Annotated in this window: 24 protein-coding genes; 14 read left to right on the top strand and 10 right to left on the bottom strand. The window is 71.5% G+C overall.

What is annotated here, in order from left to right; all coding sequences use genetic code 11:
* Positions 1–60: 60 nt before the first annotated feature.
* Positions 61–432: a DUF4267 domain-containing protein gene (locus O3438_RS20225; protein ID WP_269681414.1), complete on the bottom strand. Its 372-nt coding sequence runs from the start codon at positions 430–432 to the stop codon at positions 61–63.
* A gap of 88 nt (positions 433–520) precedes the next feature.
* Here O3438_RS20225 and O3438_RS20220 point away from each other — a divergent pair, with 88 nt between their 5' ends.
* Positions 521–1,093, top strand: a complete 573-nt coding sequence (locus tag O3438_RS20220) for a TetR/AcrR family transcriptional regulator (protein WP_269681413.1) — start codon at positions 521–523, stop codon at positions 1,091–1,093.
* A 90-nt stretch (positions 1,094–1,183) separates the two neighbouring features.
* On the opposite strand, the gene O3438_RS20215 is transcribed toward O3438_RS20220, so the two are convergent.
* Entirely contained in the window at positions 1,184–2,863 is a 1,680-nt protein-coding gene (locus O3438_RS20215) for a DNA repair helicase XPB (RefSeq protein WP_269681412.1), read from the bottom strand.
* 171 nt (positions 2,864–3,034) lie between these two features.
* Between O3438_RS20215 and O3438_RS20210 the strand changes: the two genes are divergently transcribed.
* A complete protein-coding gene (locus O3438_RS20210; RefSeq protein ID WP_269681411.1) occupies positions 3,035–3,913 on the top strand; it encodes a L,D-transpeptidase family protein in 879 nt (292 codons plus the stop codon).
* A 97-nt stretch (positions 3,914–4,010) separates the two neighbouring features.
* Positions 4,011–4,247, top strand: coding sequence for a hypothetical protein (locus O3438_RS20205; RefSeq protein ID WP_269681410.1), 237 nt, complete (start codon positions 4,011–4,013; stop codon positions 4,245–4,247).
* Positions 4,248–4,292: 45 nt separating this feature from the next.
* Here O3438_RS20205 and O3438_RS20200 read toward each other — a convergent pair whose 3' ends face one another.
* A complete protein-coding gene (locus O3438_RS20200) occupies positions 4,293–6,779 on the bottom strand; it encodes a helicase-associated domain-containing protein (protein ID WP_269681409.1) in 2,487 nt (828 codons plus the stop codon).
* Positions 6,780–6,863: 84 nt separating this feature from the next.
* Here O3438_RS20200 and O3438_RS20195 point away from each other — a divergent pair, with 84 nt between their 5' ends.
* Both O3438_RS20195 and O3438_RS20190 read left to right on the top strand, forming a co-directional pair.
* On the top strand, positions 6,864–7,487 hold the full coding sequence (locus O3438_RS20195; RefSeq protein WP_269681408.1) for an HAD family hydrolase: 624 nt from the start codon (positions 6,864–6,866) through the stop codon (positions 7,485–7,487).
* A 27-nt stretch (positions 7,488–7,514) separates the two neighbouring features.
* A complete protein-coding gene (locus O3438_RS20190; RefSeq protein ID WP_088986676.1) occupies positions 7,515–7,901 on the top strand; it encodes a cold-shock protein in 387 nt (128 codons plus the stop codon).
* Here O3438_RS20190 and O3438_RS20185 read toward each other — a convergent pair.
* Complete coding sequence (locus O3438_RS20185) at positions 7,862–8,692, bottom strand: 1,4-dihydroxy-6-naphthoate synthase (RefSeq protein ID WP_269681407.1); 831 nt, start codon at positions 8,690–8,692, stop codon at positions 7,862–7,864. The genes O3438_RS20190 and O3438_RS20185 overlap by 40 nt on opposite strands.
* A 411-nt stretch (positions 8,693–9,103) precedes the next feature.
* On the opposite strand from O3438_RS20185, the gene O3438_RS20180 reads away from it, so the two are divergent.
* Positions 9,104–9,967, top strand: a complete 864-nt coding sequence (locus tag O3438_RS20180; RefSeq protein ID WP_269681406.1) for a helix-turn-helix domain-containing protein — start codon at positions 9,104–9,106, stop codon at positions 9,965–9,967.
* Here the strand turns inward: O3438_RS20180 and O3438_RS20175 are convergent, their stop codons facing one another.
* A complete protein-coding gene (locus tag O3438_RS20175; protein ID WP_269681405.1) occupies positions 9,968–10,618 on the bottom strand; it encodes a futalosine hydrolase in 651 nt (216 codons plus the stop codon).
* A complete protein-coding gene (locus tag O3438_RS20170) occupies positions 10,615–12,216 on the bottom strand; it encodes an MFS transporter (RefSeq protein WP_269681404.1) in 1,602 nt (533 codons plus the stop codon). The genes O3438_RS20175 and O3438_RS20170 overlap by 4 nt, the downstream gene beginning before the upstream one ends.
* Positions 12,217–12,305: 89 nt before the next feature.
* Here O3438_RS20170 and O3438_RS20165 point away from each other — a divergent pair, with 89 nt between their 5' ends.
* Positions 12,306–13,145, top strand: a complete 840-nt coding sequence (locus tag O3438_RS20165; protein WP_269681403.1) for a DUF3027 domain-containing protein — start codon at positions 12,306–12,308, stop codon at positions 13,143–13,145.
* 18 nt (positions 13,146–13,163) lie between these two features.
* On the opposite strand, the gene O3438_RS20160 is transcribed toward O3438_RS20165, so the two are convergent.
* Positions 13,164–13,409: a DUF2530 domain-containing protein gene (locus O3438_RS20160; RefSeq protein WP_145786020.1), complete on the bottom strand. Its 246-nt coding sequence runs from the start codon at positions 13,407–13,409 to the stop codon at positions 13,164–13,166.
* 88 nt (positions 13,410–13,497) lie between these two features.
* On the opposite strand from O3438_RS20160, the gene O3438_RS20155 reads away from it, so the two are divergent.
* From O3438_RS20155 to thpR, 5 genes are all read left to right on the top strand, one after another.
* Positions 13,498–14,976 (top strand): NCS2 family permease, encoded by a 1,479-nt coding sequence (locus O3438_RS20155; protein ID WP_269681402.1) that lies wholly within the window; start codon positions 13,498–13,500, stop codon positions 14,974–14,976.
* A gap of 115 nt (positions 14,977–15,091) precedes the next feature.
* Positions 15,092–15,541, top strand: a complete 450-nt coding sequence (locus O3438_RS20150) for a MarR family winged helix-turn-helix transcriptional regulator (protein ID WP_197699303.1) — start codon at positions 15,092–15,094, stop codon at positions 15,539–15,541.
* Between the two features lie 74 nt (positions 15,542–15,615).
* Positions 15,616–16,899, top strand: a complete 1,284-nt coding sequence (locus O3438_RS20145; protein ID WP_269681401.1) for an MFS transporter — start codon at positions 15,616–15,618, stop codon at positions 16,897–16,899.
* A gap of 102 nt (positions 16,900–17,001) precedes the next feature.
* Positions 17,002–17,511 carry a hypothetical protein gene (locus O3438_RS20140; RefSeq protein ID WP_269681400.1) on the top strand — a complete coding sequence of 170 codons (510 nt, stop codon included), beginning with the start codon at positions 17,002–17,004 and terminating at the stop codon, positions 17,509–17,511.
* A gap of 2 nt (positions 17,512–17,513) precedes the next feature.
* A complete protein-coding gene (gene thpR / locus O3438_RS20135; protein WP_269681399.1) occupies positions 17,514–18,095 on the top strand; it encodes an RNA 2',3'-cyclic phosphodiesterase in 582 nt (193 codons plus the stop codon).
* 156 nt (positions 18,096–18,251) lie between these two features.
* On the opposite strand, the gene sepH is transcribed toward thpR, so the two are convergent.
* From sepH to O3438_RS20120, 3 genes are all read right to left on the bottom strand, one after another.
* Entirely contained in the window at positions 18,252–19,337 is a 1,086-nt protein-coding gene (sepH, locus tag O3438_RS20130) for a septation protein SepH (protein ID WP_269681398.1), read from the bottom strand.
* A gap of 185 nt (positions 19,338–19,522) precedes the next feature.
* Complete coding sequence (gene serC / locus O3438_RS20125) at positions 19,523–20,650, bottom strand: phosphoserine transaminase (protein WP_269681397.1); 1,128 nt, start codon at positions 20,648–20,650, stop codon at positions 19,523–19,525.
* A 204-nt stretch (positions 20,651–20,854) separates the two neighbouring features.
* Complete coding sequence (locus tag O3438_RS20120) at positions 20,855–21,961, bottom strand: citrate synthase 2 (RefSeq protein WP_269681396.1); 1,107 nt, start codon at positions 21,959–21,961, stop codon at positions 20,855–20,857.
* Positions 21,962–22,240: 279 nt separating this feature from the next.
* Here O3438_RS20120 and pdxH point away from each other — a divergent pair, with 279 nt between their 5' ends.
* The gene (gene pdxH / locus O3438_RS20115; protein WP_269683696.1) at positions 22,241–22,870 is read left to right on the top strand and encodes a pyridoxamine 5'-phosphate oxidase; all 630 of its coding nucleotides are present in this window, start codon (positions 22,241–22,243) and stop codon (positions 22,868–22,870) included.
* Positions 22,867–24,165 (top strand): MFS transporter, encoded by a 1,299-nt coding sequence (locus O3438_RS20110; protein WP_269681395.1) that lies wholly within the window; start codon positions 22,867–22,869, stop codon positions 24,163–24,165. The genes pdxH and O3438_RS20110 overlap by 4 nt, the downstream gene beginning before the upstream one ends.
* Positions 24,166–24,183: the final 18 nt, after the last annotated feature.

Here is a 24,183-nt window from a genome sequence, read left to right as displayed (position 1 = left end):
CCGTCGGGGCGCGGCCACTGCCGTTGTGTCTGAACGGAACGAGCCCGGAGTCGGCGTGGGTCACAGGGCGAACAGCAGCGCGGCGTTCAGGAGGACGACAACGGCGGTGGCGAAGTGGATGCCGAAGGCGACGGCCTTCGTGCCACCGTTGCGCAGCACGATGGCGGTGTCGCCCAGCGGGACGAGCGCGACGATCAGCATGTACCACGCGACCGCGTCGGCGTTCGTGAAGGCGATCAGCGCGAGGCCGAGCAACCCGAAGGTCAGGTCTTTCAAGCCCTTGACCGTCAGGTACGCGGGATCGCCGTCCGGCCGGGCCGGAACGCCGTACCCCGCTGCCGCCGCCTGGGGCACCAGCAGGAACCGCGCACCGATGAAGACGACGAAGAGGCTGAGGACGACGGCGAGCCCGTAGGCGAGGGGTGCCAGCATGATGTGCTCCAATTCCTAGCGCTGCTAGATATGGGAGCGACGCTAGCAGAGCATCGACAGCAACGCTAGCGGTGCTAGCATTGCTGTCATGTCGACACAGGCACGCCGGGAGCGCGAGCGGGCTGAACGGGAACAGGCGATCATCGCCACGGCACGCGATCTGGCGTTGGCGGAGGGCTGGGACGCGGTGACCACCCGGCGGCTCGCTGCGGAGATCGAGTACAGCCAGCCGGTCCTCTACAGCCACTTCAAGGGCAAGGACGCCATCATGGCGGCGGTCGCCGTCGAAGGGTTCGCCGAACTGGCGGCGGCGCTCGCCTCGGCCCGGACGTCGGCCGCCGATCCCCGCCAGGCGGTCGCCGACGTCGCGGCCGCGTACACCGACTTCGCCGAGCAGCGGCCGGCGATCTACGACGCGATGTTCACCCTCACCGTCGACCTACCGTTCGCCAGCCAGGACGTCCCGACCGACCTGGCCCGCGGCTTCGCCGAGCTGGCCGAGACGGTGCGCCCGTTCGCCGGCGACGGCGACCTGGAGACGTTCACCGAGACGTTCTGGAGCGGCCTGCACGGCCTGGTCACGCTGATGCGCAGCGGCAGGCTCCGCCGCACCGACCACGACCGGCGGCTGGCGGTGCTGGTGGACCGCTTCTCCCGGTGAAGATTCACTCCGTTTCGCCGAAAGTGCGGTATCGAGGCGTCTGGGATACCGCACTTTCGGCGATCTGGAGTTGATCAACCCCCGCGCGCGTCAGTCGACGGTCGGCAGGGGTGGGCCGAGGACGTCGTCGGCGTCGACGATCGTGTACGCGTACCCCTGCTCGGCGAGGAAGCGCTGCCGGTGTGCCGCGTACTCGGTGTCGATCGTGTCCCGGGACACCACAGTGTAGAAGTGCGCCTGTCGGCCGTCGGCCTTCGGCCGGAGCACCCGCCCCAACCGCTGCGCCTCCTCCTGGCGTGACCCGAACGTCCCGGACACCTGGATCGCCACCGCCGCCTCGGGCAGGTCGATGGAGAAGTTGCCGACCTTGGAGATCACCAACGTGCGCAGCTCGCCGGTGCGGAATGCGTCGAACAGCCGCTCCCGCTCCTTGTTCGTCGTCGAACCCTGGATGATCGGCGCGTCGAGGTATTCGCCGAGCTGGTGCAACTGGTCGATGTACGCCCCGATCACCAGCACCTGATCCTCCGGATGCCGATCGACCAGCGCCTTCACCACCGGCAACTTCGTGCGGGCGGTAGCCGCCATCCGGTAACGCTCCTCGGCCTCGGCCGTCGCGTACGACATGCGCTCCGCGTCGGTCAGGGTCACCCGTACCTCGGTGCACTCGGCCGGGGCGATCCAGCCCTGCGACTCGATGTCCTTCCACGGCGCGTCGTACCGCTTCGGGCCGATCAGGCTGAACACGTCACCCTCGCGGCCGTCCTCGCGTACCAGAGTCGCCGTCAGGCCCAGCCGACGGCGGGCCTGGAGATCCGCCGTGAACCGGAAGATCGGCGCGGGCAGCAGGTGCACCTCGTCGTAGACGACCAGGCCCCAGTCGCGGGCACCGAACAGGTCCAGGTGGGTGAACGCGCCACCGCGGCGCGAGGTGAGCACCTGGTACGTGGCGATGGTGACCGGGCGGATCTCCTTGCGCTCGCCGGAGTACTCGCCGATCTCCTCCTCGGTCAGCGACGTGCGGGCGATCAGCTCCCGCTTCCACTGCCGGCCGGCGACCGTGTTGGTGACCAGGATCAGCGTCGTCGCCTTCGCCTCGGCCATCGCCGCCGCGCCGACCAGGGTCTTGCCGGCGCCACAGGGCAGCACCACCACACCCGACCCGCCGGCCCAGAACGCCTCCACGGCCTCCCGCTGGTACGACCGCAGCGTCCACGGCTTGCGGCCGTCCTTGCCGGCCTCGGCCAGCTCGATCGGGTGCGCCTCACCGTCGACGTAGCCGGCCAGGTCCTCCGCCGGCCAGCCCAGCTTGAGCAACGCCTGCTTGAGCCGGCCACGCTCGGACGGGTGCACCCGGATGGTGTCGTCGTCGATCTTGTCGCCGAGCATGCCGGCGAGCTTCTTGCTTTTGGCCACCTCGATCAGCACCAGCCGGTCGAGCGCGCGCAGCACCAACCCGTGCGCTGGGTCGTTGGCGAGCTGGAGCCGGCCGTACCGGTCCATCGTCTCGGCCACGTCCACCAGCAGCGCGTGCGGCACCGGGTAGCGGGAGTACTTCAGCAGCGAGTCGACCACACCCTCGGCGTCGTGCCCCGCCGCCCGGGCGTTCCACAGACCCAGCGGCGTCAGCCGGTACGTGTGCACGTGCTCCGGCGAGCGCTCCAACTCGGCGAAAGGCGCGATCGCCATCCGGCAGGCCTGCGCGTCGGGGTGGTCGATCTCCAGCAGCAGGGTCTTGTCCGACTGCACGATCAGTGGTCCACCGCTCACGCCAGCGTCCTCTCCTCGGTCGGTCTTCGGCCCTGGCGGGTCGCATACCCGCAGATGGCCGACCATCCAGTGTTGCACGGGCCGGGATGTCCAAAGAAAGTTGCTCACCAGGTGCAACCGTGACGGCACTCACGAACGTCTAGCAAAGGGGCGAATGTCTGGGGAGGTGCCATGAAGCGTGTCTGCAACACTTCCCGGCTGGTCGCCCTGCTGGTGGTCGTGCTGGTCGGTTCCGGTGCGTGCACGTTCGATCCGCAGTCCGGTGGGAGTGGTGGCGGGGGAGCCGCCCCAGCCGGCGCGGCGGAAAAGGCAACGGGGGCGAGCGGCGCGCCCGGGCCGGACCAGCGCGACCGGCCCACGCCGGTCGCACCCACCTCCGCCACAGCCAAACCCAAGCCGAAACCCACTCGCAGCGTCACACCCAAACCAACCCCCAGCACGGGTACGCCGACAGTCGCCGGCTGCCCGCAGGGCCAGCACCAGCGCCAGGTGGAGACGTACCTGGCCCAGTTGGGCGGGTTCGGGACGGTCACCGTGGACGGCCGGCAGTCCGCCGCCGACTGCGCCGCGATCAAGAAGTTCCAGAAGAGGTACGGCATTCGCCCCGTCGAGGGTCGCGCCGGACCGACCACCCTCGACGTGGCCCAGCGCCTCGCCACCACCGATCCGAGCCGGTGCAAGGCCGGCACCGGCACCACGTTCTGCGTCGACCTGACCCGGCAGACCGTCTGGGCGGTCCGAAGCGGCAAGGTGATCATGGAGCCGACGGTGACCCGCACCGGCATGTCCGGCTACCGCACCCCGGCCGGCACGTTCACCGTCAACTTCCGCAATCCCAAGGAGTGGTCCGACCCGTACGAGGTGTGGCTGCCGTACTGGCAGCACTTCACCCAGGGAATGGGCTTCCACGAGACCACCACCTACCTGCACGACACGTCCATCGGCTCGCACGGCTGTGTCAACCTTCTGCACGTCGACGCGGTCCGGATGTGGGAACTCGGGAAGGTCGGCACCCGGGTGGTGCTGATCGGCCGCCGTCCCGGCACCTGACCGACACGGCCGCGAATCGGGGGTTTAACCCCTGTCCGACCGGTCCAACGAGTGTCACCCTGGGAGTCCAGGGCCAGACCGGGCGGGGAGGCTGGGTATGACGGTCGACCGTGACGTGATGACGGAACATGAGCAGGCACCACCCGACGAGGTGTCCCGAGCGACGGTGATCGCGTACGCCGTCGCGGCGGCACTCCTCCTCGGGTGGTTCCTCTTCGGATGGCTGGTGCTGCGGCAGGGCTTCGTCGACTCGGTCGGGGAGTCCGCCGGCGCCGGCTTCGCGCTACTTCTGGTCATCTCGGTGGTCGGCACCGTCCGCCGCAGCCGCCGCTGACCGGCAACGCCCGCGGTGGCGTCGTCGGTCGGCCGTACGAACCGGTCAGTCCGCCAGCACCGCCGCGGTGATCCGGTGCAGCGCGAACGTGTGCAGCATCTCGGTCCGTTCGTCCTCGGCGCGCAGATAGCCGGCACCGATCGAGACCGGCTTGACCAGGCGGGACGCGGTCGCCCCGTGAGCATCGACGTAACCGACCCAGACCAGCGCCTTGTCCCGTACCGCCTGCTGGAGCACCGCGAGGGCCTCGCTGTGCGTGTGAGCCGGCACCGGGCCACCGCCCAGCCCCGCCGCACCGCCACGCACCACCGCCGGCGCCCGCCGGGCCGCCCGCGCCGCCGCCTCACCCCTGCGGATGTGCTCCACCACACCGAGCAGCCGTGGCATCGGCAGCTTCGGGGTGACCAACGGGTCGAGCGTCCGGGTGGTCACCGACACCCGCGCCGGGGCCCGGCGGATCCGCGGCCGGGCCAGCACCGTGCTGCCGGTGCCGTCCTCCTGCACCGGGGCGTACCCGGCGTCGCGCAGCGCACCCAGCAACCGACCCACCTGGTACTGCGTGCACAGCACCGTCGGCGCGAGCCGACGCAGCGCCATCGACTCCAGCCGGCGGTCTGCCAGCACCTCGCTGAGCAGGGTCTCGTCGTCGCTGCGCAGGTACGCCCCGGCCAGACCGACCCGCAGCCCGCCGTGTTTACGGGCCACGTCGTCCACCAGGTAGGTGAGGCCCTGCGGCACCGGGGTACGCGACCGCCGTCGGAACACGTCGTGCAGGTCGTCGGCCGTGTAGCCGGAATCCAGCGCACGTCGCACGCTCGACGTGGTGACCCGGTGCACGCTGGCGCCGCCGGCCGACTCGAGTTCGGTCATCGCCTCCAATTCGGCGGCGAGCGCCGGTTCGGGTGGGCCGGGCACCACCACTGTCAGGTCGGCCTGCACCAGGAAGTGGTCGACCGGTGCGGGCAGCAGCGCGTCCAACGCCCGGGCGGCACCCGACGGGTCGCCGCTCTCGACGTCCGCGTGTACGCCCAGCGGATCCTCGCCGCCCCGCTCGTCGGTCGACGTCAGGTCACCCAGCAGCAGCCGACCGTACGACGTGAGCGCACCCAGACCTGTGACACCCAACTGCGCGGCCTCGGCCAGCACCTCCCGATGCGCGGCGTCCCGGCCCCGGCTGCGTCGTGGCGCCCGCCAGTCGAGCAGGTCCTGCACCTCGTCGGGGGTGGGCGCGGTCGCCGGCTCCAGGTCGGCGAGCACGCCGAGCACGGCCCGCCGGACGCCCGGGACACTCGCCCGTTCGGCCTCGGAGGACAGCGCGGTGATCGGTCGGTCCCGGTCGTCCCGGCGGCCCACCAGCCCCACCTGCCGGGTCATGGTCAGCCAGGCCCGGGCCAACTGCTCCCAGCGTTGGGCCAGTGAGGCGGCCCGCCACACCTCGTACCCGCCGGTCGGCAGCACCTGCTGATCGGCCCCGTACCGGCCGGTGGCCGCGCCCGGGATCTCCAACTCGCCGAGGAGCCCCGCCGCGTACGCCACCTCCAGCAGCAGCGCTGTCGTCGGTTCGTCCAGCCCGGCGGCGCGCGCCAGCCGCCGCAGGTCCCGTACCCCGATGCCACCCGAACGCAGCACCGGCGCGGGTTCGTCGGCCAGCTGCTCCAGCAGCCCTTCGGTGTTCCGGACCACCTCCATCGTCTGCCCGGCGCCGGCCGAGTCGACGGCTTTCGGTTCGCGTGGCGCGCCGGCAACCGGCGGTGGGCTGGTGCGCAGCGGGCCGAGAGGGCCGCTGTCGCGGCGCAGCAGCAACCCGACCTCGCGGGGCAGCTCCACCGTGCCGCTGGCCGTCGACGATCCGGTCGTCACGGGGACCAGCAGCCGATTGTCGACGAGCCAACGCACCGGGGAGCCGGCCGGGGCACCACCGTTGGTCGGGTCGGAGAGCACCGGATCCTCAGCGCCGAGCGGTGGTGCCTGCAACGCGCCCGGGGGCACGCTGCCCACCGGCGGGCCGGCAGCCAGGCGGTCCAGGATCGCCCGGGCCGACGGCGGGGCGGCGAGCAGCGTCCGGCGCAGTTTCGCCGGGTCCGCGCAGAGCGCGGCCGTGCGCGGGTCCAGCTCCGCAGCCGGCCGGCCGAGCCCAGCGGGGTACGGGGCGACTTCGTCGACGGCGGGCACCACCTCCAGCGCGTGCTCCGGGCCGTACAGCAGAAAGAGTGCGCGCAGCCGACCCACGGCGGCCCGGACGGCGGTCGGAGCCGGCGGGTGCGGCCCGGAGGTCGCCATGGCCAGGACGGCGTCGGTGGCCGTGGTGCCGTCGTCCGGGTTCCGGGTGAGGCGGGCGGCGTCGAGGATCTGGAGGGTGAACTGGTCCAGCCCGTCCAGCGCACGCGCCACCGAGACCCGGGACTGGGCCCGGATGGCCAGGGCGGAGACGTCGGCTGGCACGGGTACGACGAGATCGGGCCGCAGCTGGAGGAGCGCGGCCAGTGACTCGTCGGGCAGCGACCGCAGGTGGTCGGCGAGTGAGGTGGTCATCGTCTTTCCACGCTAGCCCGGCAGCGGGCTTCCGCGCCCCTCGGACGTTCGGCCGGAGGGGAGTCGCCGGGTACGTTTTTCGGCATGCCCGCACTGACCGTCGGATTCGATCTCGACATGACCCTGGTCGACTCCCGCCCCGGCATCGCCGCGGCTTACCGCGCGCTGACCGCGAAGACCGGCGTGCCGATCGACGCCGAGCTGGCGGTGTCCCGCCTCGGGCCGCCGCTGCGTACCGAGATCGCGCACTGGTTCCCGCCGGAGCAGGTCGAGTCGGCTGTGCTCCTGTACCGCGAGCTGTACCCGGCGTACGCGATCACCCCGACGCTCCTGCTGCCCGGCGCCCGGGAGTCCATCGACGCGATCCGTGCGCGGGGTGGGCGGGTGCTGGTCGTCACGTCCAAGATCGGCCGGTTGGCCCGGTTGCACCTGGACCACCTCGGTCTCGAGGTCGACGAGTTGGCCGGTGACCTGTTCGCCGAGCAGAAGGCGACCGCCCTACGCGAGCACGGGGCCACCCACTACGTCGGTGACCATGTCGCGGACATGGTGGCGGCGGCAGCGGCCGGGGTGCCCGGCATCGCTGTCGCGACCGGCCCGTGCTCCCGGGACGAGCTGCGCTCGGCGGGCGCGGAAGTGGTGCTGGATCGGCTCACCGAATTCCCAGCGGCACTCGACGGCATGATCCAGCTAGCCTTGGAGCAGTAGCGGCTCAAGTGAAGCAGGGGTTTTCAGGTGCCTACGGGTCGAGTGAAGTGGTACGACACGGCCAAAGGATACGGCTTCGTCACAAGTGACGAGGGCGGGGACGTGTTCCTGCCCAAGGGGGCGTTGCCGGCGGGTGTCACCGACCTCAAGGGTGGCCAACGGGTCGACTTCAGCGTGGTGGACAGCCGTCGGGGCGCGCAGGCCATGGGTGTCAAGCTGCTGGACGCGCCGCCGTCGATGGCGGAGTTGCGCCGTCGACCGGCCGAGGAGCTGCACGGCCTGGTCGAAGACATGATCAAGGTGCTGGAGGCCAAGGTCCAGCCCGACCTGCGTCGGGGCCGGTACCCGGACAAGAAGACCGCGCAGAAGATCGCTCAGCTGGTCCACGCGGTGGCGCGCGAGCTGGAGGTCTGAGGCACCAGGCCGGCGGTGGCGGCCCGGTCGAGCAGTGCCGCCACCGCGGCGAAACCGGCCTCACCCAGGTCTGCGGTGAACTCGTTGACGTAGAGACCGATGTGCCGGTCCACCACGTCGAGTTCCATCTCCTGGGCGTGCGCCAACACGTACTCCCGGCTGGCGGCCGGGTCGGCCCACGCCTGCCGGACGGACTCGCGGACCCAGCCGGCTGCGGCCTCCGGGTCGACGGCGCCGCGTCGGGCCAGGATCGCACCGAGTGGAATGGGCAGGCCGGTGTCGGCCTCCCACCACTCGCCGAGGTCGACGAGCGCGCTCAGGCCGTGCCGGTGGTAGGTGAACCGGGCCTCGTGGATGACCAGCCCCGCGTCGTAATGCCCGGCCGCGACGCCCGGCATGATCTCGTGGAACGGGACCACCTCGATCCGGGCCGGCGGCTGCCCGGCCGACCAGAGCCGGAACAGCAGGTACGCGGTGGTCCGGTCGCCCGGCACCGCCACCGTCGCGCCGGTCAGGTCGGTGCGGTCGCCCCTGGTCAGCACGAGCGGGCCACAGCCACGACCGAGCGCGCCACCGCAGGGCAGCAGGTGGTAGTCGTCGAGCAGCCAGGGCAGCGCCGCGAAGCTCACCTTGACCAGGTCGAAGGCGCCTCGTTCGGCCGCCGTGTTGGTGACGTCCACGTCCGCGTAGGTCACCTCCACCGGCGGTGCGCCGGGAACCCGACCGTGCACCAGCGCGTGGAAGACGAACGTGTCGTTGGGGCAGGGCGAGATCGCCAGGGAGAGCGCCACGCCCCTCACGTTAGCCCTGCCCCCGCCCCGAGGCCCGTGCCCACCCCGCCCACTGTGATCCGTGACGGGTCTGGCGGGTCGGGTCACCCGCCGTCTCGGCCCGCGCTGGTGTTGGTCCGGCCGCCCACAACCTGCGCGCCAGCCGCTGCCAGGAAGTGTGTCGCTGCCTGTAGAGCTGCCCCATCTTTGGGGCAGCACGGGTCGGCGGTGGGCGGCTCGACTAGTCAGCGGTGCGGCCGGTATCAGCGGTGTGGTGGTCTGATCCGACGTCCGTCGGCATGCCCCACCTATGGGGCAGCTCTACAGGCGCTGAACGAGGTATGCACAGCGACAACGGCGTTATCCACAGGGTTGTCCACAGCTCGACCGTTGCTGTTGACGGCCGAAGGGGTCGCGGAAAAGCATGGACCTGTGACTACCGGTGAGGACGCCGTCGACGTGGGGGCAGCCCTTCGGGACCTGCGTCGACGTGTCGATCTGAGCCAACGGCAGCTGGCTGAGCGCTCCGGCATACCCAAGAGCACCGTGGCGCGCATCGAGGCGGGGCAAGGCGCCAGGCCGTCCTTCCGGACGGTGGAGCGGCTCGTCCGTGCGGTCGGCGGCGACCTCGCCCTCAAGCTGCCCGGTGACCACTGCTGCGTCCCGGCGAGCGAGACGGCGAGCACGGTGGCCGCCCCCGACGAGGAGCGGGAGGCCGAGCTGCGGGACGAGGCAGGTCGCCGGTACCCGGCGCATCTCGACGTCCGTCGTGTTCTGACCCTCCGCGACTGGCCGGGAGCCTGGTGGGTGCACTCGTACACCCTCCCGGAACGGCTGTGGCCGGTGCGTGTCCCGGAGCTGACCTACGACCTGGATCGCACGCGGCGGGACGAGCGACGGATGCGCCACCAGACGAGGGCCCAGGTGCGGTATCGGCGTGCGTCCGAAGGGCTGCCGGCCACGTCGTGGCGACTCCTTGCCGAACTGCCCGGGGCCGGGCCGGTCGGTGAGTTGAGAGCTCATGAGCGAAGCGTGGACCTGCTCCTCGGCGAGGACTGGGGTGACCGACGTGAGCTGGTGTTGGAGGGCGTTGTCGTCGCTCCCGGTCTGCGGACCCTGGGCATCGGGCGTCAACTGATCGGGCTGCTGGCCAGGGAGATGGCAGTGGCCGGCATCCACACCGCACACGCGACAGCCGCTGGTGGCGCCGTTGACTTCCTGCTCGCCTGTGGGTTCGAGCTACAGGCGGGTCGGCCGTCGGCGCTCGCCCTCGAGGTCCGTCCGCCCCAAGGTTAGTCAACGCAGCGCGGGTGCTGCCGTGGTCAGGGCGGCGAGGGCTTCGCGCAGCCGCCAGGCGTCCCGGTCGCGTGGGCCGATCGGGTTGGAGATGGTGCGTAACTCGGCGAAGGGCACCCCGGCCTGGGCAGCGGCGACCGCCACTCCGTACCCCTCCATGGCCTCGGCGACCGCCTCCGGATGCCTTCGGCGTAGCTCCCGGGTGCTGGCCGCGGTGCCGGTGACAGTGCTGACGGTGAGCACCGGCCCGGTCGTGGCCGCCGGGAGCGCGGCCCGCAGTGCCGCCAGCAGGCTCGGGTCGGTCGGTACCACGCCGCCGACGCCCAGCATCGCCGGCGGCATTCCCAGTTCGTCGACGGGGATGAACCCGTCCGGTGCTTCGGCACCCAGATCGGCGGCGATGCTGGCGGTGCCGAGCACGGTGTCGCCGACCTCGGCCCGCCCGGTGAAGCCGCCGGCAACGCCCGCGCTGATCACCGCACGGTAGGGGCGGCCGGCGGCCTCGGCCAGCGCCAGCAGCCGGGCGGTGGCGGCACCGGCAACGGCCGGGCCCACGCCGACCGGTGTCACGGTCACGGTGTGGTCGGTCAGGCCGGCGCGGACCGCCTCCGCCTCGGCAGGGACCGCCGTCACCACCAGCAGACCGGTCACGAGACCGAGCCGGGGGATTCGCGGCGGGTCTCGTCGTCCGCCCCGCCACCCGGGCCGCCGACCGCCGAGGACGGACGGTAGATGTGGTAGCCGGGAGGAGCCAGGCCCGGGTCGTCGTACCGTGGCGAGCTGGCCTGGGTCGGGGCCGGCGAGGTGGGCGCGACATCAGCGGGCTCGTCGGCCGGCTCGTCCTCGGTCAGCTCGTCGTCACCGAGCGGCCGGCCGGCCAGCTTCTCGCCCCGCAGCCGGGCGGCTACCAGCACACCCCGGATCGCGGCCAGGACGCCGACCCCGGCGGCCACCGCGATGCCCATCCGACCGTTGAACGGGACCAGCCCCAGCCCTCCACCCGCGACGAAGGCGAGCATCAGCACCGTCTCCGAATGGGCGAAGGAACTCGCCCGCAGCCGCTCCGGAATGCGCTCCTGGATCGAAGCGTCCACGGCCAGCTTCGATATCCCGCTGACCAGGGCCGCGACCAGGCAGAGCAGGGCGACCATCACCAGCGAGAACTGAATGACGGCGAGAACCGCCACGCCGGCCACGATGATCATGCTGCTGGACTGGATGGCGGCCGGCCGGTGGATGCGCAGACGGGTCCCGATGGCGGTGGCCAGGAACGTGCCGACCGCGAGCGCCCCGCCGACCGCCCCCAACGCCCACTCGGCACCCAGATCCCGGCCGAACGCCACAGTGGTCAGGTCGCCCTTCTTGATCGCGAAGGCGAGGAAGAGCAGCAGGAAGCCGTACACCGCGCGGAGCGTCGCGGCGCCGATCAGCGTCGCGATCACCAGGCGGCCGGCGGGTCGACCCCGGCCCAGCGGTCGGTCGCCACGGTGACGGCCCAGCGCGCGCAGTGGCCGGGGGACCCGCTCCGGTGGTTCCGAGTCGGCCTTCGGCGGCAGGCGCAGGGAGATCACCATGCCGACCAGGAAGATCACCGACGCGACGCGCAGCGGCCACTGCGGCCCGAACCAGAACGCGGCCAACCCGATCGGAGCGACGAGCGCGCCCGCGACCGTGCCGTAGACACTGGCCCGGGCTCCCACCTGGGACAGACCGAGGCCCTCCGGCAGCAACCGGGGCACGGCCGCGGACCGGGCCACGCCGTACGCCCGGGACAGCGCGAGCACCCCGAACGCCGCCGGATAGAGCCCGAATCCATGGATGTAGTCGGAGATCAACCAGGCCAGGAAGGCGCGGCCCAGCATCGTCGCGGCCAGCGCGTACCGCCGGCCGTGCCGGAAGTGGTCGAGCAGTGGGCCCACCACGGGGGCGAGCATGGCGAACGGCACCATGGTCACCAGCAGGTAGAGCGCGACCTTGCTGCGGGCCTCGCCCAGCGGCACGTTGAAGAAGATCGTCCCGGCCAGGCCGATGGCGATCAGGGTGTCACCGGCGCAGGAGAGCGCGTGCAGGTCGAACAGGCGCACCATGCCGACCTCGCCGCCGGCGCCCCGGGCCCGGGCCCGACCGGCCCGGCGGGTCACCCAGCGGCCGCTGCCCACCGAACCGCGGAACAGCAGACGAACGGCGCGAATGCCGGTGCCGACCGTCCGCCCGAGGAGGGATCGCTCGGAGCGGGAGTACGACGGCATGTGCACCATCCTCGCCCATCTGATCCGGGCGCGCCCACACCACTGCGCGGAAAGGTTCCCCGGGAGTCCCTGTCACCCCTGCGGGGCGCATGGGGAACAATGGTCGGGTGACCAGGCCCGCCTCCACCCGTGCCGCCCGTCTCGACCAGGTCTGCGCCGCCGCCGTCGAGGTGGCCCGCGCTGGCATCACCGAGGTCGACGCCGACGACGTCGGCGACCACCTGCAGGTCGTGGCCGAAGGTGAACGGCTGGTCACCCATTACTTCGAATGCCGCCTCGCTGGTTACCGGGGTTGGCGGTGGGCGGTCACCGTCACCCGGGTGTCGCGCAGCAAGACGGTGACCATCTGCGAGACGGTGCTGCTGCCCGGGCCCGACGCGCTGCTCGCGCCCGGCTGGCTGCCCTGGCAGGAGCGCCTCAAGCCGGGCGACCTGGGTCCGGGTGATCTGCTGCCGACTCCGCCGGACGACGACCGGTTGGTCCCCGGTTACCTGCTCTCCGACGATCCGGCGGTCGAGGAGACCGCGTGGGAGTTGGGCCTCGGGCGGGCGCGGGTGTTCTCCCGCGAGGGCCGCATGGAGGCGGCGCAGCGCTGGTACGACGGTGACCACGGCCCCGACGCTCCGATCTCCACCGCCGCTCCGGCCGCTGCCCGTTGCGGCAGCTGCGGTTTCTACCTGCCGTTGGCCGGTGCGATGCGGCAGGCCTTCGGCGCGTGCGGCAACTTCTTCGCCCCGGACGACGGCCGGGTGGTGAGCGCCGACCACGGTTGCGGCGCGCACTCGGAGACGCTCATCGAGGCGGCCGAGACCGCCGTCGAAGAACTACCCACGGTGTACGACGACAGCGCGGTGGAGGCCATGTCGGTCAGCCGTGCCCCGGGCTCGGTGGAGGACGCCGAGCCGGCGGAGCCGTACGGGCATCCCTGACCGTTCGCGGCGGGCGTTTCAGCTCGCGCGGCGTCGGCGTCGGTTGGCGTCGTGCCGCATCATCACGGCTAGCCCCGGGAAGCCCCACAGGAACCCGGCGAGGCAGGTCCAGAGCCAGTTCTGGTGACCGTTGTCGGTCAGCCAGCCCCGAAAGAAGATCAGCAGGACCAGCCCGGCGACCGCCCACGCGATCAACCCGGCGAGGGCGAACGGCACCATCGGCGGGTCCAGCGGTGCGGGCCGCGGTGGCTGCTCGTTCGGCATCCGGCAAGCGTACGCGACTGACTTCCCCTGCCCGTCGCTGATCTGGGACGATGCGCGCGACAACCGGAAGATCACCTGCGAGGACCTGATGGCAGTAGCGCCGCCCGAGAACGGCACACCTCCCAACCCCGCTCAACCGCGTAACGGCTTCGACCGGTTCTTCGAGATTTCCGCCCGTGGCTCGACGATGAGCCGCGAGGTACGCGGTGGCCTGGCGACCTTCTTCACGATGGCGTACATCGTGGTGCTCAACCCGCTGATCCTGGGTGGTGCCGTCGACGGTGACGGCAAGACCCTCCCGATTCCCGCGCTGGCTGCCGCCACCGCGCTGGTCGCCGGTCTGATGACGATCCTGATGGGTGTCGTCGGCCGGTTCCCGTTGGCGCTGGCCGCCGGTCTGGGCGTCAACGCGTTGGTGGCGTACGAGATCGCCCCCGAGATGACCTGGGCCGACGCGATGGGCCTGGTGGTGATCGAGGGTGTGATCATCGCGGTGCTGGTGTTGACCGGTCTGCGGACCGCTGTGTTCCGCGCGGTGCCAACCCAGATGAAGACCGCGATCGGCGTCGGTATCGGTCTGTTCCTGACCATCATCGGCCTGGTCGACGCGGGGTTCGTCCGGCGGATCCCGGACGAGGCCAACACCACCGTCCCGGTCGGTCTGGGCATCGGCGGCAAGCTGGTGAGCTGGCCGATGCTGGTCTTCGTGGTGGGTCTGCTGATCACCCTGGTGCTGGTGGTCCGCCGGGTGCGGGGCGCGATCCTGATCGGCATCCTCGCCTCGACGGTGCTGGCGGTGATCGTGGAGGCGATCGGCAACATCGGCCCGTCGTTCGTCAACGGTCAACCCAACCCGAAGGGTTGGTCGCTGAACGTGCCGGAGCTGCCGAAGACGGTCGTGGACCTGCCCGACCTGTCGCTGCTCGGCAAGTTCAACGTGCTCGACTCGTGGGGTCGGGCCGGCTGGGTGGTCGTGTTGATGTTCGTCTTCACGCTGCTGATCACGGACTTCTTCGACACCATGGGCACGATGGTGGCCGTGGGCCAGGAGGGTGGCCTGCTCGACGAGAAGGGCACCCCGCCGCGGGCCAAGGAGATCCTGCTCGTCGACTCGATCGCCGCGGCGGCCGGTGGCGCGGCCAGCACGTCCAGCAACACGTCGTACATCGAGAGTGCCGCCGGTGTCGCGGAGGGCGCCCGGACCGGTGTGGCGAACCTGGTCACCGGCGTGCTGTTCCTGCTGGCGATGTTCCTGGCGCCGCTGGTGGTGATCGTGCCGTTCGAGGCGGCCTCGACGGCCCTGGTGGTGGTCGGTTTCCTGATGATGACAGCGGTGCGGACGATCGACTGGTCCGACTACGAGATCGCCATTCCGGCGTTCCTCACCATCGTGTTGATGCCGTTCACGTACTCGATCTCCAACGGGATCGGCGCCGGCCTGATCACCTTCGTGGTGGTCAAGTTGGCGAAGGGCAAGGCCCGCGAGATCCACCCGCTGCTGTACGGGGTGGCCGCGTTGTTCGTGCTGTACTTCCTGCGCGGGCCGATCGAGTCCCTGGTGCTCTGACGGTCGTCCGGGCGGGGAGTCGAACGGGATTCCCCGCCCGGAACTGCACCAATGTCCTCGTGAGCCTGGTCATATGAGATGTCGTTAGCCAGGCTCATTAGTTAAGCTAACTAACGTGATGGAGCGGACGGTGACGGCGGAACGCGTGCCACCGGCGCGACTGGCTCCCCAGTTGCGTGATGCGATCACCCGACTCAACCGGCGGGTCCGCCAGGCCCGGCCGGTCGGCGACCTCACAGTCACCCAGGTCTCCGCGCTCACCAGCCTGCGGCTGGCGGGCGCGCTGACGCCCAGGGAACTGGCCGACGTCGAGCGGGTGCAGCCACCGACGATGACCAAGATCGTCGGGAAGTTGGAGGACCGCGGCCTCGTGCGGCGGACACCCCACCCGACCGACGGCCGGCAGGTCATCCTCGCGGCGACCGAAGGGGGGCAGGCCGTGCTCGACCAGTTCGAGCGGGCCCGCGACGAATGGCTGGCCCACCGGCTGGCCGCGCTCGACGAGGACGAACGGGAGACCCTGCAGAGGGCAGCCCAGATTCTCCAGCAGCTCGCTCGCGCCTGAGCCGCGCCCGGCGCCACCGGGTCCGTGCCGTCACCTGTCGATGACGCGTACGTCCTTAAGGAGGCGCACCAAGAGTGCAGGCCAAGCTGAGCACGATGTTCCAGTCCCTACAGGTCCGCAACTACCGCCTCTTCGCATCCGGGCAGCTGATCAAACTGATCGGCGTCTGGATGATGTTCATCGCCCAGGACTGGCTCGTCCTCGAGCTCTCCGACAACTCGGCGACAGCGCTCGGCGTGGTCACCGCGTGTCAGTTCACCCCGGTGCTGCTGCTCACCCTGCTCTCCGGCCGGCTCGCCGACCGGTACGACAAGCGGGTGCTGCTCTTCGCCGCCAACACGTTCTGGAGCCTGCTGGCGCTCGGCATGTCCGTGCTGGTCCTCACCGACCTGGTGCAGCTCTGGCACGTCTTCGCCTTCGCCGCGCTGCTCGGCACGGCCAACGCCGTCGAGACTCCGGTCCGTCAGGCGTTCGTCTCCGAACTCGTCGGCACGCCCCTGCTGCCCAACGCGCTGTCGCTGAACGCGGCCGTGTTCAACTCCGCCCGGATCGTCGGCCCGGCCGTCGCCGGCCTGGCCATCGCCGCGTTCGACGTGGGCCCGGTGTTCCTCTTCACCGCTCTCAGCTCGATCGCGCCCCTGGTCAACGTGGTCCGAATGCGGACGGCCGACCTGCACCGCGACGCCCTGTTGCCGCGCGACGAGCGGGCGTCCGCACGGGTCGTCGACGGGCTGCGGTACGTGTGGCGCCGCCCCGACCTGCTGATGCCGATGGCGATGATGTCGGTGATCGGCATGTCGTTGTTCAACTTCCAGCTCACCCTGGCCGCGCTGGCCAAGACGGTGTTCCACACCGGCGCTGCCTCCTTCGGCCTGTTCAGCACCGCCCTGGCCGTCGGTGCCCTCGGCGGCGCGCTCAGCGGCACCGGCCGGCGTAGTCGCCCGTCGGTCTGGTTGGTGCTCGGTGCGGCGATCGCCTGCGCCAGCTTCGGCACCCTGGTCGGCCTCGCGTCGACGTACTGGCTGGTGGTGGCACTGCTGGTGCCGACCGGCTTCTGCATGGTCTTCTTCGCCCAGGCCGCCAACCAGCGCATCCAGATGGGCGTGGACGCGGCCTTCCGGGGCCGGGTGATGGCCCTGTGGGTGCTGGTGTTCCTGGGAACCAACCCGGTCGGCGCGCCGTTGATCGGCTGGGTTGCGGAGCACTTCGGCGCTGGCGCCAGTATCTGGATGGGCGGGCTCATCTCGCTGGCCACCGCCCTGATCGCGCTCACCTGGCAGCTGCGCCACTCCGGTGCCCGGCTGCGCTTCCGGGTGCTGCCGATGCCCCGCTTCTACGTCACGTCCACCGACTGCTGACGGGTGCGAAGCGCGTCCGCGCCGTCCGCGCCGTCTTCGGCGGATGGCGCGGATGCGCGCAAACCGCTGGCGAGGGGGCACGATGGGGCTTAGCGTCGATGCGTGGGAGTCGAGCGCGCGCTGATGCTGGCCCTGGCGCTCCTCGCCATGGCCAGTCTTCCGGCGATATTCGCCCTGCTCTTCTGCTACGACGAGATCGTCGACCGGGTGGTCTGCGGCTGGTCCGAGTGGCGTGAGCGGCGGCGGGAGGAACGCACGATCGCGCGCCTCGACCGCGCCATCGAGGCGGACGCGTTGACCCGGGACATCGACCTCAGCGCCTTCGACCGCATCGACCGTCGGCCCCTGGAACAGCTCGCAGCCGACCTGCGGCGTCTGGGCGGCCAACGGCTCGGTGGCCCCGGCCGACCGATGGTCTGGCACGGTGCGCTGCTCCAGGCGTACGACGATCGTCTTCGCCTCGCCTGCCGAGCCCTCGACATCACCGAGCACCTCGGCGAGTTGGACGGCGTCGACCAAGAGATCGAGCGGGTCCGGGTGGAGGGTGTGCTGCACGCCGCCGGGCTGAGCCTGCCGGCGGCGAGGGCCGGGCACTGGCAGCGGCACCGCTGAGCGTGCGGCTGTTCGTCGCGGTCTACCCCCGTCCCGAGTCGGTCGACCACCTGGGCGCGCGGGTCGCGCGCCTACGGGTCGCTGCGGCGGCCGCCGCCGGTGTCAACGTCCGACTCGCCGAACCGGCCCACCTCCACGTCACGCTGGCCTTCCTCGGTGACGTCGAGGCCGCCCGGCTGGTCGAGGTGGAGAGCGCGCTCGGGCTGGCCGCGGAGTCGTTCCGGGACGACCGCAGCGCCGCGCCCCGGCTGAGTCTCGGCGGTGGTGGTCGGTTCGGCCAGGATCGGTCCACGGTGCTCTGGGTGGACCTCCGGGGCGAGGTCGAAGCCCTGCACGCGCTGGCCCGGCTGATCCGGTCCCGGCTGCGGCACGCCGGGCTGCCGTACGACGAGAAGCCGTTCCGCCCGCACCTGACCATCGCCCGGCCTGGTGATCGGATGGACCTGGCCGACATCGAGGCCGACCGGGCCGATCTCGACGACTACCAGGGCCCGGAATGGCCGGCAGCCGAGCTGCTGCTGGTGCGTAGCCACCTCGACTCGCGACCAGCACGCTACGAACGGCTCGCCACCTGGCCGCTCTGACCGCCCCGAGGTCGTGATCCACTCGGGTTCTCGGAAATCGGGGCCTCCTGCTCGCGTCGACAGCCCGGTTTCCGCGAAGCCGAGTCGATCACGGCCCGGCTGCCCCCGCACCCTGGCTGGACGGGTGGTGAACCACCACCCGTCCAGCGCAAAGCGTCAGGAGGACTCGCGCGCCGCCGGGCCGCTGCCGAAGAGAACGTCGTCCCAGCTGGGCAACCGCTTACGCGGCTTGCCGTTCGCGTCGGTGGACTCGCCGCCGCCGGCCGCCGCCGCCGCAGCGCCCGTCCGGCGGGGCCGCAGCACCGCCAGCGACGGCACGGCCGGCACCTCCTTGGGTGCGTCCGAGTCGTCGTCGAAGGCCGACCCCTGGCCACCGCCGAGCAGCGCGGCAGCGCCCCCACCGACCGGCCGCTGCCGAGGCGCGTCCGACCCGGCGAGAGCAGCCGGAGTGCGCGGCTCCAGACCACGGCCGGACGAGGCGCCGAGTGGACGGTCCAGTGAGGCGAGCAGCGCGTCGCGGCCGGCGCGGATCGGATCCCGACCGGGACGCGGGTGCTCGGACGCCGCCGGCAACCCGTGACCGCCACGGCTCGGTTCACCACGCGACGGACCGGGCAGGGCGTGCCCGCCCCGCTCCGGCGCAGGCTCCTGGCCGAGGATCGGCGTGGGCCGCTCGGCGCACAGATACTGCGCCATGTCGTCGTGCGGGGCCACCGACTGCCGGGTCTTGTCGAGATCCCAGATGGCCTGCGCGGTGGCCTTGCCGGACGGCCAGGTGGCGATGATCCGCCAGGTGCCGTCGTCACGCCGGTACGCGTCCCAGGAGATCTTCTCGGTGTCGATGCCGTGCTGGCTCAACCGGCCGTTGACCACCTCGGCGAGCGGGGTCGGCTTTTCCGCTCCCTTGAGGCGGGTGCGGCGGGCGTGCTGCGCGAGCATCGCCCGCTCCTGCAACACCGGACCGGCGTATCGCAGCACCCGGTCGACCGGCACGCCGGCGATCCGGGCCACATCCTCGGCGGACTCACCGGAGCGGATGCGGGCCTGGATGTCCCGAGGGGACAGTGAGGGAGTCGGGTCGGCCGCGGTCGGCGCCACCACGAGCGGCGGCGCGCCCGGCTCGGCGTGCAGCGCGCCGGAGATCCGTTCGTCGATCGGCAGCGCAAGCAACCGCCCGACCTCGTCGGCGAGAACCAGGGCATGGCCGTCCTCGGAGAGGGCGACGAAGCGTACTGGGCGCATTGCGTTGCCTCCGTCCCGCTTCGCTGGCCGCACGCCACGAGTCGGCCACCCAGGCGTCTCCGACCACCGTACGCGCATCTGCCTCGGGGTGGGGGAAGCGACACCCCGCATGTCGTGACTGAGCTGCGGCGATGATCACGGTCGGTGTCCGTGGAGGCCCCGACGGACACCGACCGTGACGAAGCTCAGAGTCGCTCGACCACGTAGTCGATGGACGCGGTCAGCGCCTCGACATCGGCCGGCTCGACGGCCGGGAACAGCGCCACCCGGAGCTGGTTGCGGCCGAGCTTGCGGTACGGCTCGGTGTCCACGATGCCGTTGGCGCGCAGCGCCTTCGCGATGGCCGTGGCGTCCACCCCGTCGGCGAAGTCGATCGTGGCGACCACGTTGGAGCGCAGTGCCGGGTCGGTCACGAACGGGGTGGCCACCGTGGAGCGTTCCGCCCAGCCGTACACCGTGGCGGCGCTCTCGGCGGTGCGCTTCGCCGCCCAGGAAAGGCCGCCCTGCGCGTTCATCCAGTCGGTCTGCTCGGCCGCCAGGAAGATGGTGGCCAGCGCCGGGGTGTTGTAGGTCTGCTCCAGCCGCGAGTTGTCGATCGCGGTGACCAGGTCGAGGAAGGCGGGGATGTAGCGCCCGGACGCCTTGATCTCGGCGGCCCGGTCGAGCGCGGCCGGCGACATCAGGGCCAACCAGAGGCCACCGTCGGAGCCGAAGCACTTCTGCGGGGCGAAGTAGTAGACGTCGGTCTCACCGACGTTGACCTCCAGGCCACCCGCGCCGGACGTCGCGTCGACCAGCAGCAACGCGCCCTCGTCCGCGCCGGCCACCCGGCTGATCGGGACCGCCACACCGGTCGAGGTCTCGTTCTGCGGCGTCGCGTACACGTCCACGCCGGACTCGGCGACGAGGATCGGCGCGCTGCCCGCCTCGGCCTTGCGGACCGTCGGCTCGCCCAGGAACGGCGCGTCCTTCACCGACTTGGCGAACTTGGCGCCGAACTCGCCGAAGCTGGCGAACTGGGCCCGGTCGCGGATGAGGCCGAAGGTGGCGACCTCCCAGAACGCGGTGGTGCCACCGTTGCCGATCACGACCTCGTAGCCCTCGGGCAGCGAGAAGAACTCGGCGATGCCGGAGCGCAGCCGGGCCACCTGGTCACGGACCGTCTTCTGCCGGTGCGAGGTGCCCAGGTAACTGGTCGCGACCTCGGCCAGCGCGGACACCGCCGCGGGACGGACCTTGGACGGGCCGCAGCCAAAACGTCCGTCGGCGGGCTTGATGTCATCGGGAATCCGGATGGTCGGTGCGTCAGCCACGGTCTTCAAGATCCTTCCACAAGGGCGAGGGCGGGCCCGGCGACACTGCCGGCCCCCATCCTCGCACCCGGACCGATCGGCGGAAGCCGGGCCCCGGCGGGCAGGTCTGAGGCCTTCGCCACACCTCGACGTCACCTCCGCCCGGCGGTAAAGCAAAGGGCCCCCGGTCGACGCTCGGCGTCGACCGGGGGCCCTTTCACAAACTCAGACGCCGTGCGGGACCGCGCCCCAACCCTCGACCTCGGACGGCTTGCGGGTCTCCGGGCCGACGTAGCGGGCGGACGGGCGCACCAGCCGCTGGAGGCGCTTCTGCTCCAGGATGTGCGCGCTCCAGCCGCCCATCCGCGCGCAGGTGAACATCGAGGTGAACATGTGTGCCGGCACCTCGGCGAAGTCCAGCACCACAGCCGACCAGAACTCGACGTTGGTGGCCAGCACCCGGTCCGGGCGGCGGGCCTGCAACTCGGCGAGGGCGGCCTTCTCCAGCGCCTCGGCGATCTCGAAGCGCGGCGCGCCCAACTCCTTGGCGGTACGCCGGAGCACGCGGGCGCGCGGGTCCTCGGCCCGGTAGACGCGGTGGCCGAAGCCCATCAACCGCTCACCACGATCGAGTACGCCCTTGACGTAGCCCTCCGCGTCGCCGCTGCGCTCCACCGCCTCCAGCATGCTGAGCACCCGGGACGGGGCGCCACCGTGCAGCGGACCGGAGAGGGCGCCGATGCCGGAGGAGATGCAGGCAGCCGCGTCCGCGCCGGTCGAGGCCACGATGCGAGCGGTGAAGGTGGACGCGTTCAGGCCGTGCTCGGCAGCCGAGATGAAGTACGCGTCGACGGCCTTCACGTGCCGCGGGTCGGGCTCACCGCGCCAGCGCTTCATGAACCGCTCGACGATGGTCTGCGCCTTGTCGATCTCCTTCTGCGGCACCGCCGGCAGGCCGAGGCCCCGGGCGGACTGGGCGACGAAGGAGAGCGCGGTCACCGAGACCCGGGCCAGATCCTCGCGGGCCTGCTCGTCGGAGATGTCCAACAGCTGGTTGAGCCCCCAGTACGGGGCCAGCATGGCGACCGCGGACTGCACGTCGACGCGGATGTCACCGGAGTGCACCGGCACCGGGAACGGCTCCGCCGGCGGCAGGCCCGGCCCGAACCGGCCGTCGACCAGCAGCGCCCACACGTTGCCGAACGACACCTGGCCGATCAGATCCTCGATGTCGACCCCGCGATAGCGCAGCGCGCCACCCTCGCGGTCAGGTTCGGCGATCTCGGTCTCGAAGGCGACGACGCCCTCCAGCCCGGGTTTGAAGTCGGCCATGTCGCTCTCCTGGATCTGGTCGGTGCGCCCGAACAGCTCATCCGGCCTGGTCGGCCGAGCGCCTTAGGCGACCCTCAGGGATGTGTTCGGAACATCTTGCCTGCTGAGTAAGGGATACGCGACCCGCTGCGACTGTGCTGCACGCGACATCCTCGGGCGCGCAATCTTCGCTGGACTCGGTGAGACTGGGCAGTGCGGGCTGGCCAGCGCGGGAGGGCGCCGGCGAGCGCGCCGAGAAGGAGTGGGGACGTGACGGGTGACACACCCGCCCCGGCTGCGATGCGTAACGAGTACGCCGCGGACCTGGGCCTGACCGAGGCTGACCTGGCCACCGACTGGCACACCCAGTTCGACGGGTGGTTCGCCGACGCGGTGGCCTTCGGGCTACCCGAACCCAACGCGATGGTGGTGGGCACCGCGGACCCGGCCGGTCGGCCGAGCGGCCGCACGGTGCTGCTGAAGGGGTACGACAGGGAGGGCTTCGTCTTCTTCACCAACCACCTGTCGCGCAAGGGCGTCGAGGCGTCCGCCAATCCATACGCCAGCCTGGTCTTTCCCTGGTTTCCCATGCAGCGTCAGGTGGTGGTCGCCGGGCGGATCGCGCCGGTCGACCGGGCGACGAGCGAGGCGTACTTCGCCAGCCGGCCGCGCGGCTCCCAACTGGGTGCCTGGGCCAGCCCACAGTCCCAGGTGGTGTCGGGGCGGTCGGTGCTGGAGGAGCGTTACCGGGAGGTGGCCGAGCGGTTCGCCGGCGCGGCGGAGGTCCCGACCCCGCCGCACTGGGGCGGCCTGCGGGTGCACCCCGAGTCGGTGGAGTTCTGGCAGGGCCGGTCCGGCCGGTTGCACGACCGGCTCCGCTTCCGCCGCCTCGACGAGGGTGGCTGGGTCGTCGAGCGGTTGGCGCCGTGACAGGTGTGCAGGAGGCCCGGCCGCGCGGAGCGCGCCGCTGGGCGATCGACGTACGGCCGCTGCGCGTGCCCGCGTACCGGCGGCTGTGGCTCGGCAACACGGTGGCGATGTTCGGCTTCCAGTTCACCGCCGTCGCGGTGCCGGTGGAGATGTACGCCCTGACCCGGGACTCGTTCTGGGTGGGTCTGCTGGGCGTGGCGGCCTTCGTACCGTTGCTGGTCTTCGGGCTCTGGGGCGGTGCGGTCGCCGACGCCCGCGACCGGCGTGCCGTGCTGCTCGGTGGCTCATTGTTGCTTTGGGCATCCACTCTCGGGCTGCTGCTCCAGGCGGTGCTGGACGTGGGCAGCCCGGTGTTGCTGTTGGCGCTGATGGCGGTGCAGTCGGTGGCGTTCGCGATCAGTTCACCGGCCCGCAGCGCGATGCTGCCCCGCCTCGTGCCGGAGGACCTGGTGGCGTCCGCCACCACCCTGAACTACACGACGTTCACCGCCGCCTCGGTGGCCGGGCCGCTCGCCGCCGGCCTGATCCTCTCCGCGTCACCGGACACCGCCGTGGTCCTGCCGATCGCGTACGGGTTGGACGCGGTGCTGTTCACAGCGATGCTCTGGGCCGCGCTGCGACTGCCCAAGCTGCCGCCCGAACCGGCCGAGGACGGTCAGGTCCGCCGGGCCGGCCTGGCCAGCGTCGTCGACGGATTCCGTTACCTGGCCAGCACACCCGTGCTGCTGCTCTCCTTCGGCGTGGACCTGATCGCGATGATCCTCGCCATGCCGAGGGCGCTGTTCCCGGAGATCGCCCAGGAGCGGTTCGGCGGTGGCGGGTCGGTCGGTCTGCTCTACAGCGCCATCGCGATCGGCTCGATGCTCGGCGGCCTGACCTCCGGCTGGATCGGCCGACTCCGCCGGCAGGGCGTCGGCCTGGTGCTCGCGGTGGTGGGGTGGGGCCTGGCGATCGCCGCGGCCGGTCTCGCCCACCAACTCTGGCTGATGGTGCTCCTGCTCGCCGTGGCCGGTGCCGCCGACCTGATCAGCGCGGTGCTGCGCCAGTCGATGCTGCTGGTCTACGCCCCGGACCGGATGCGCGGCCGGCTCCAGGGCGTCAACACGGTGGTGGTGGCCGGTGGCCCACGCCTGGGCGACCTTCGGGCCGGCACGATGGCGGCCGGTTTCGGCGGCGGGGTGGCCTGGGTGGCCGGCGGGCTCGCCTCGGCGGTGCTGGTGGTGGTGCTCGCCGTCGCGTTCCCGGCGTTGCTGCGCTACCGGGCGGCGACGGCGTCGAGCGGCGACCGGACGTGACCGGTTAGGGTCGCCGAC

It is taken from the genome of Micromonospora sp. WMMC250 (assembly GCF_027460215.1).
In the GTDB taxonomy this organism is placed as follows: domain Bacteria; phylum Actinomycetota; class Actinomycetes; order Mycobacteriales; family Micromonosporaceae; genus Micromonospora; species Micromonospora taraxaci.
The sequence above is the reverse complement of the archived record's forward strand: the minus strand, read 5'-3'. Positions and strand labels throughout refer to the sequence as shown.

Bases quoted from the DNA above. Each gene is read 5' to 3' on its own strand.
- O3438_RS20195 (WP_269681408.1), top strand. From the start codon at position 6,864: ATGCCCGCACTGACCGTCGGATTCGATCTCGACATGACCCTGGTCGAC.
- O3438_RS20200 (WP_269681409.1), bottom strand. From the start codon at position 6,779: ATGACCACCTCACTCGCCGACCACCTGCGGTCGCTGCCCGACGAGTCA.
- O3438_RS20155 (WP_269681402.1), top strand. From the start codon at position 13,498: ATGGCAGTAGCGCCGCCCGAGAACGGCACACCTCCCAACCCCGCTCAA.
- O3438_RS20225 (WP_269681414.1), bottom strand. From the start codon at position 432: ATGCTGGCACCCCTCGCCTACGGGCTCGCCGTCGTCCTCAGCCTCTTC.
- O3438_RS20170 (WP_269681404.1), bottom strand. From the start codon at position 12,216: ATGCCGTCGTACTCCCGCTCCGAGCGATCCCTCCTCGGGCGGACGGTC.
- O3438_RS20220 (WP_269681413.1), top strand. From the start codon at position 521: ATGTCGACACAGGCACGCCGGGAGCGCGAGCGGGCTGAACGGGAACAG.
- sepH (WP_269681398.1), bottom strand. From the start codon at position 19,337: ATGCGCCCAGTACGCTTCGTCGCCCTCTCCGAGGACGGCCATGCCCTG.
- O3438_RS20210 (WP_269681411.1), top strand. From the start codon at position 3,035: ATGAAGCGTGTCTGCAACACTTCCCGGCTGGTCGCCCTGCTGGTGGTC.
- O3438_RS20165 (WP_269681403.1), top strand. From the start codon at position 12,306: ATGGGGAACAATGGTCGGGTGACCAGGCCCGCCTCCACCCGTGCCGCC.
- pdxH (WP_269683696.1), top strand. From the start codon at position 22,241: ATGCGTAACGAGTACGCCGCGGACCTGGGCCTGACCGAGGCTGACCTG.
- O3438_RS20205 (WP_269681410.1), top strand. From the start codon at position 4,011: ATGACGGTCGACCGTGACGTGATGACGGAACATGAGCAGGCACCACCC.
- O3438_RS20160 (WP_145786020.1), bottom strand. From the start codon at position 13,409: ATGCCGAACGAGCAGCCACCGCGGCCCGCACCGCTGGACCCGCCGATG.
- O3438_RS20120 (WP_269681396.1), bottom strand. From the start codon at position 21,961: ATGGCCGACTTCAAACCCGGGCTGGAGGGCGTCGTCGCCTTCGAGACC.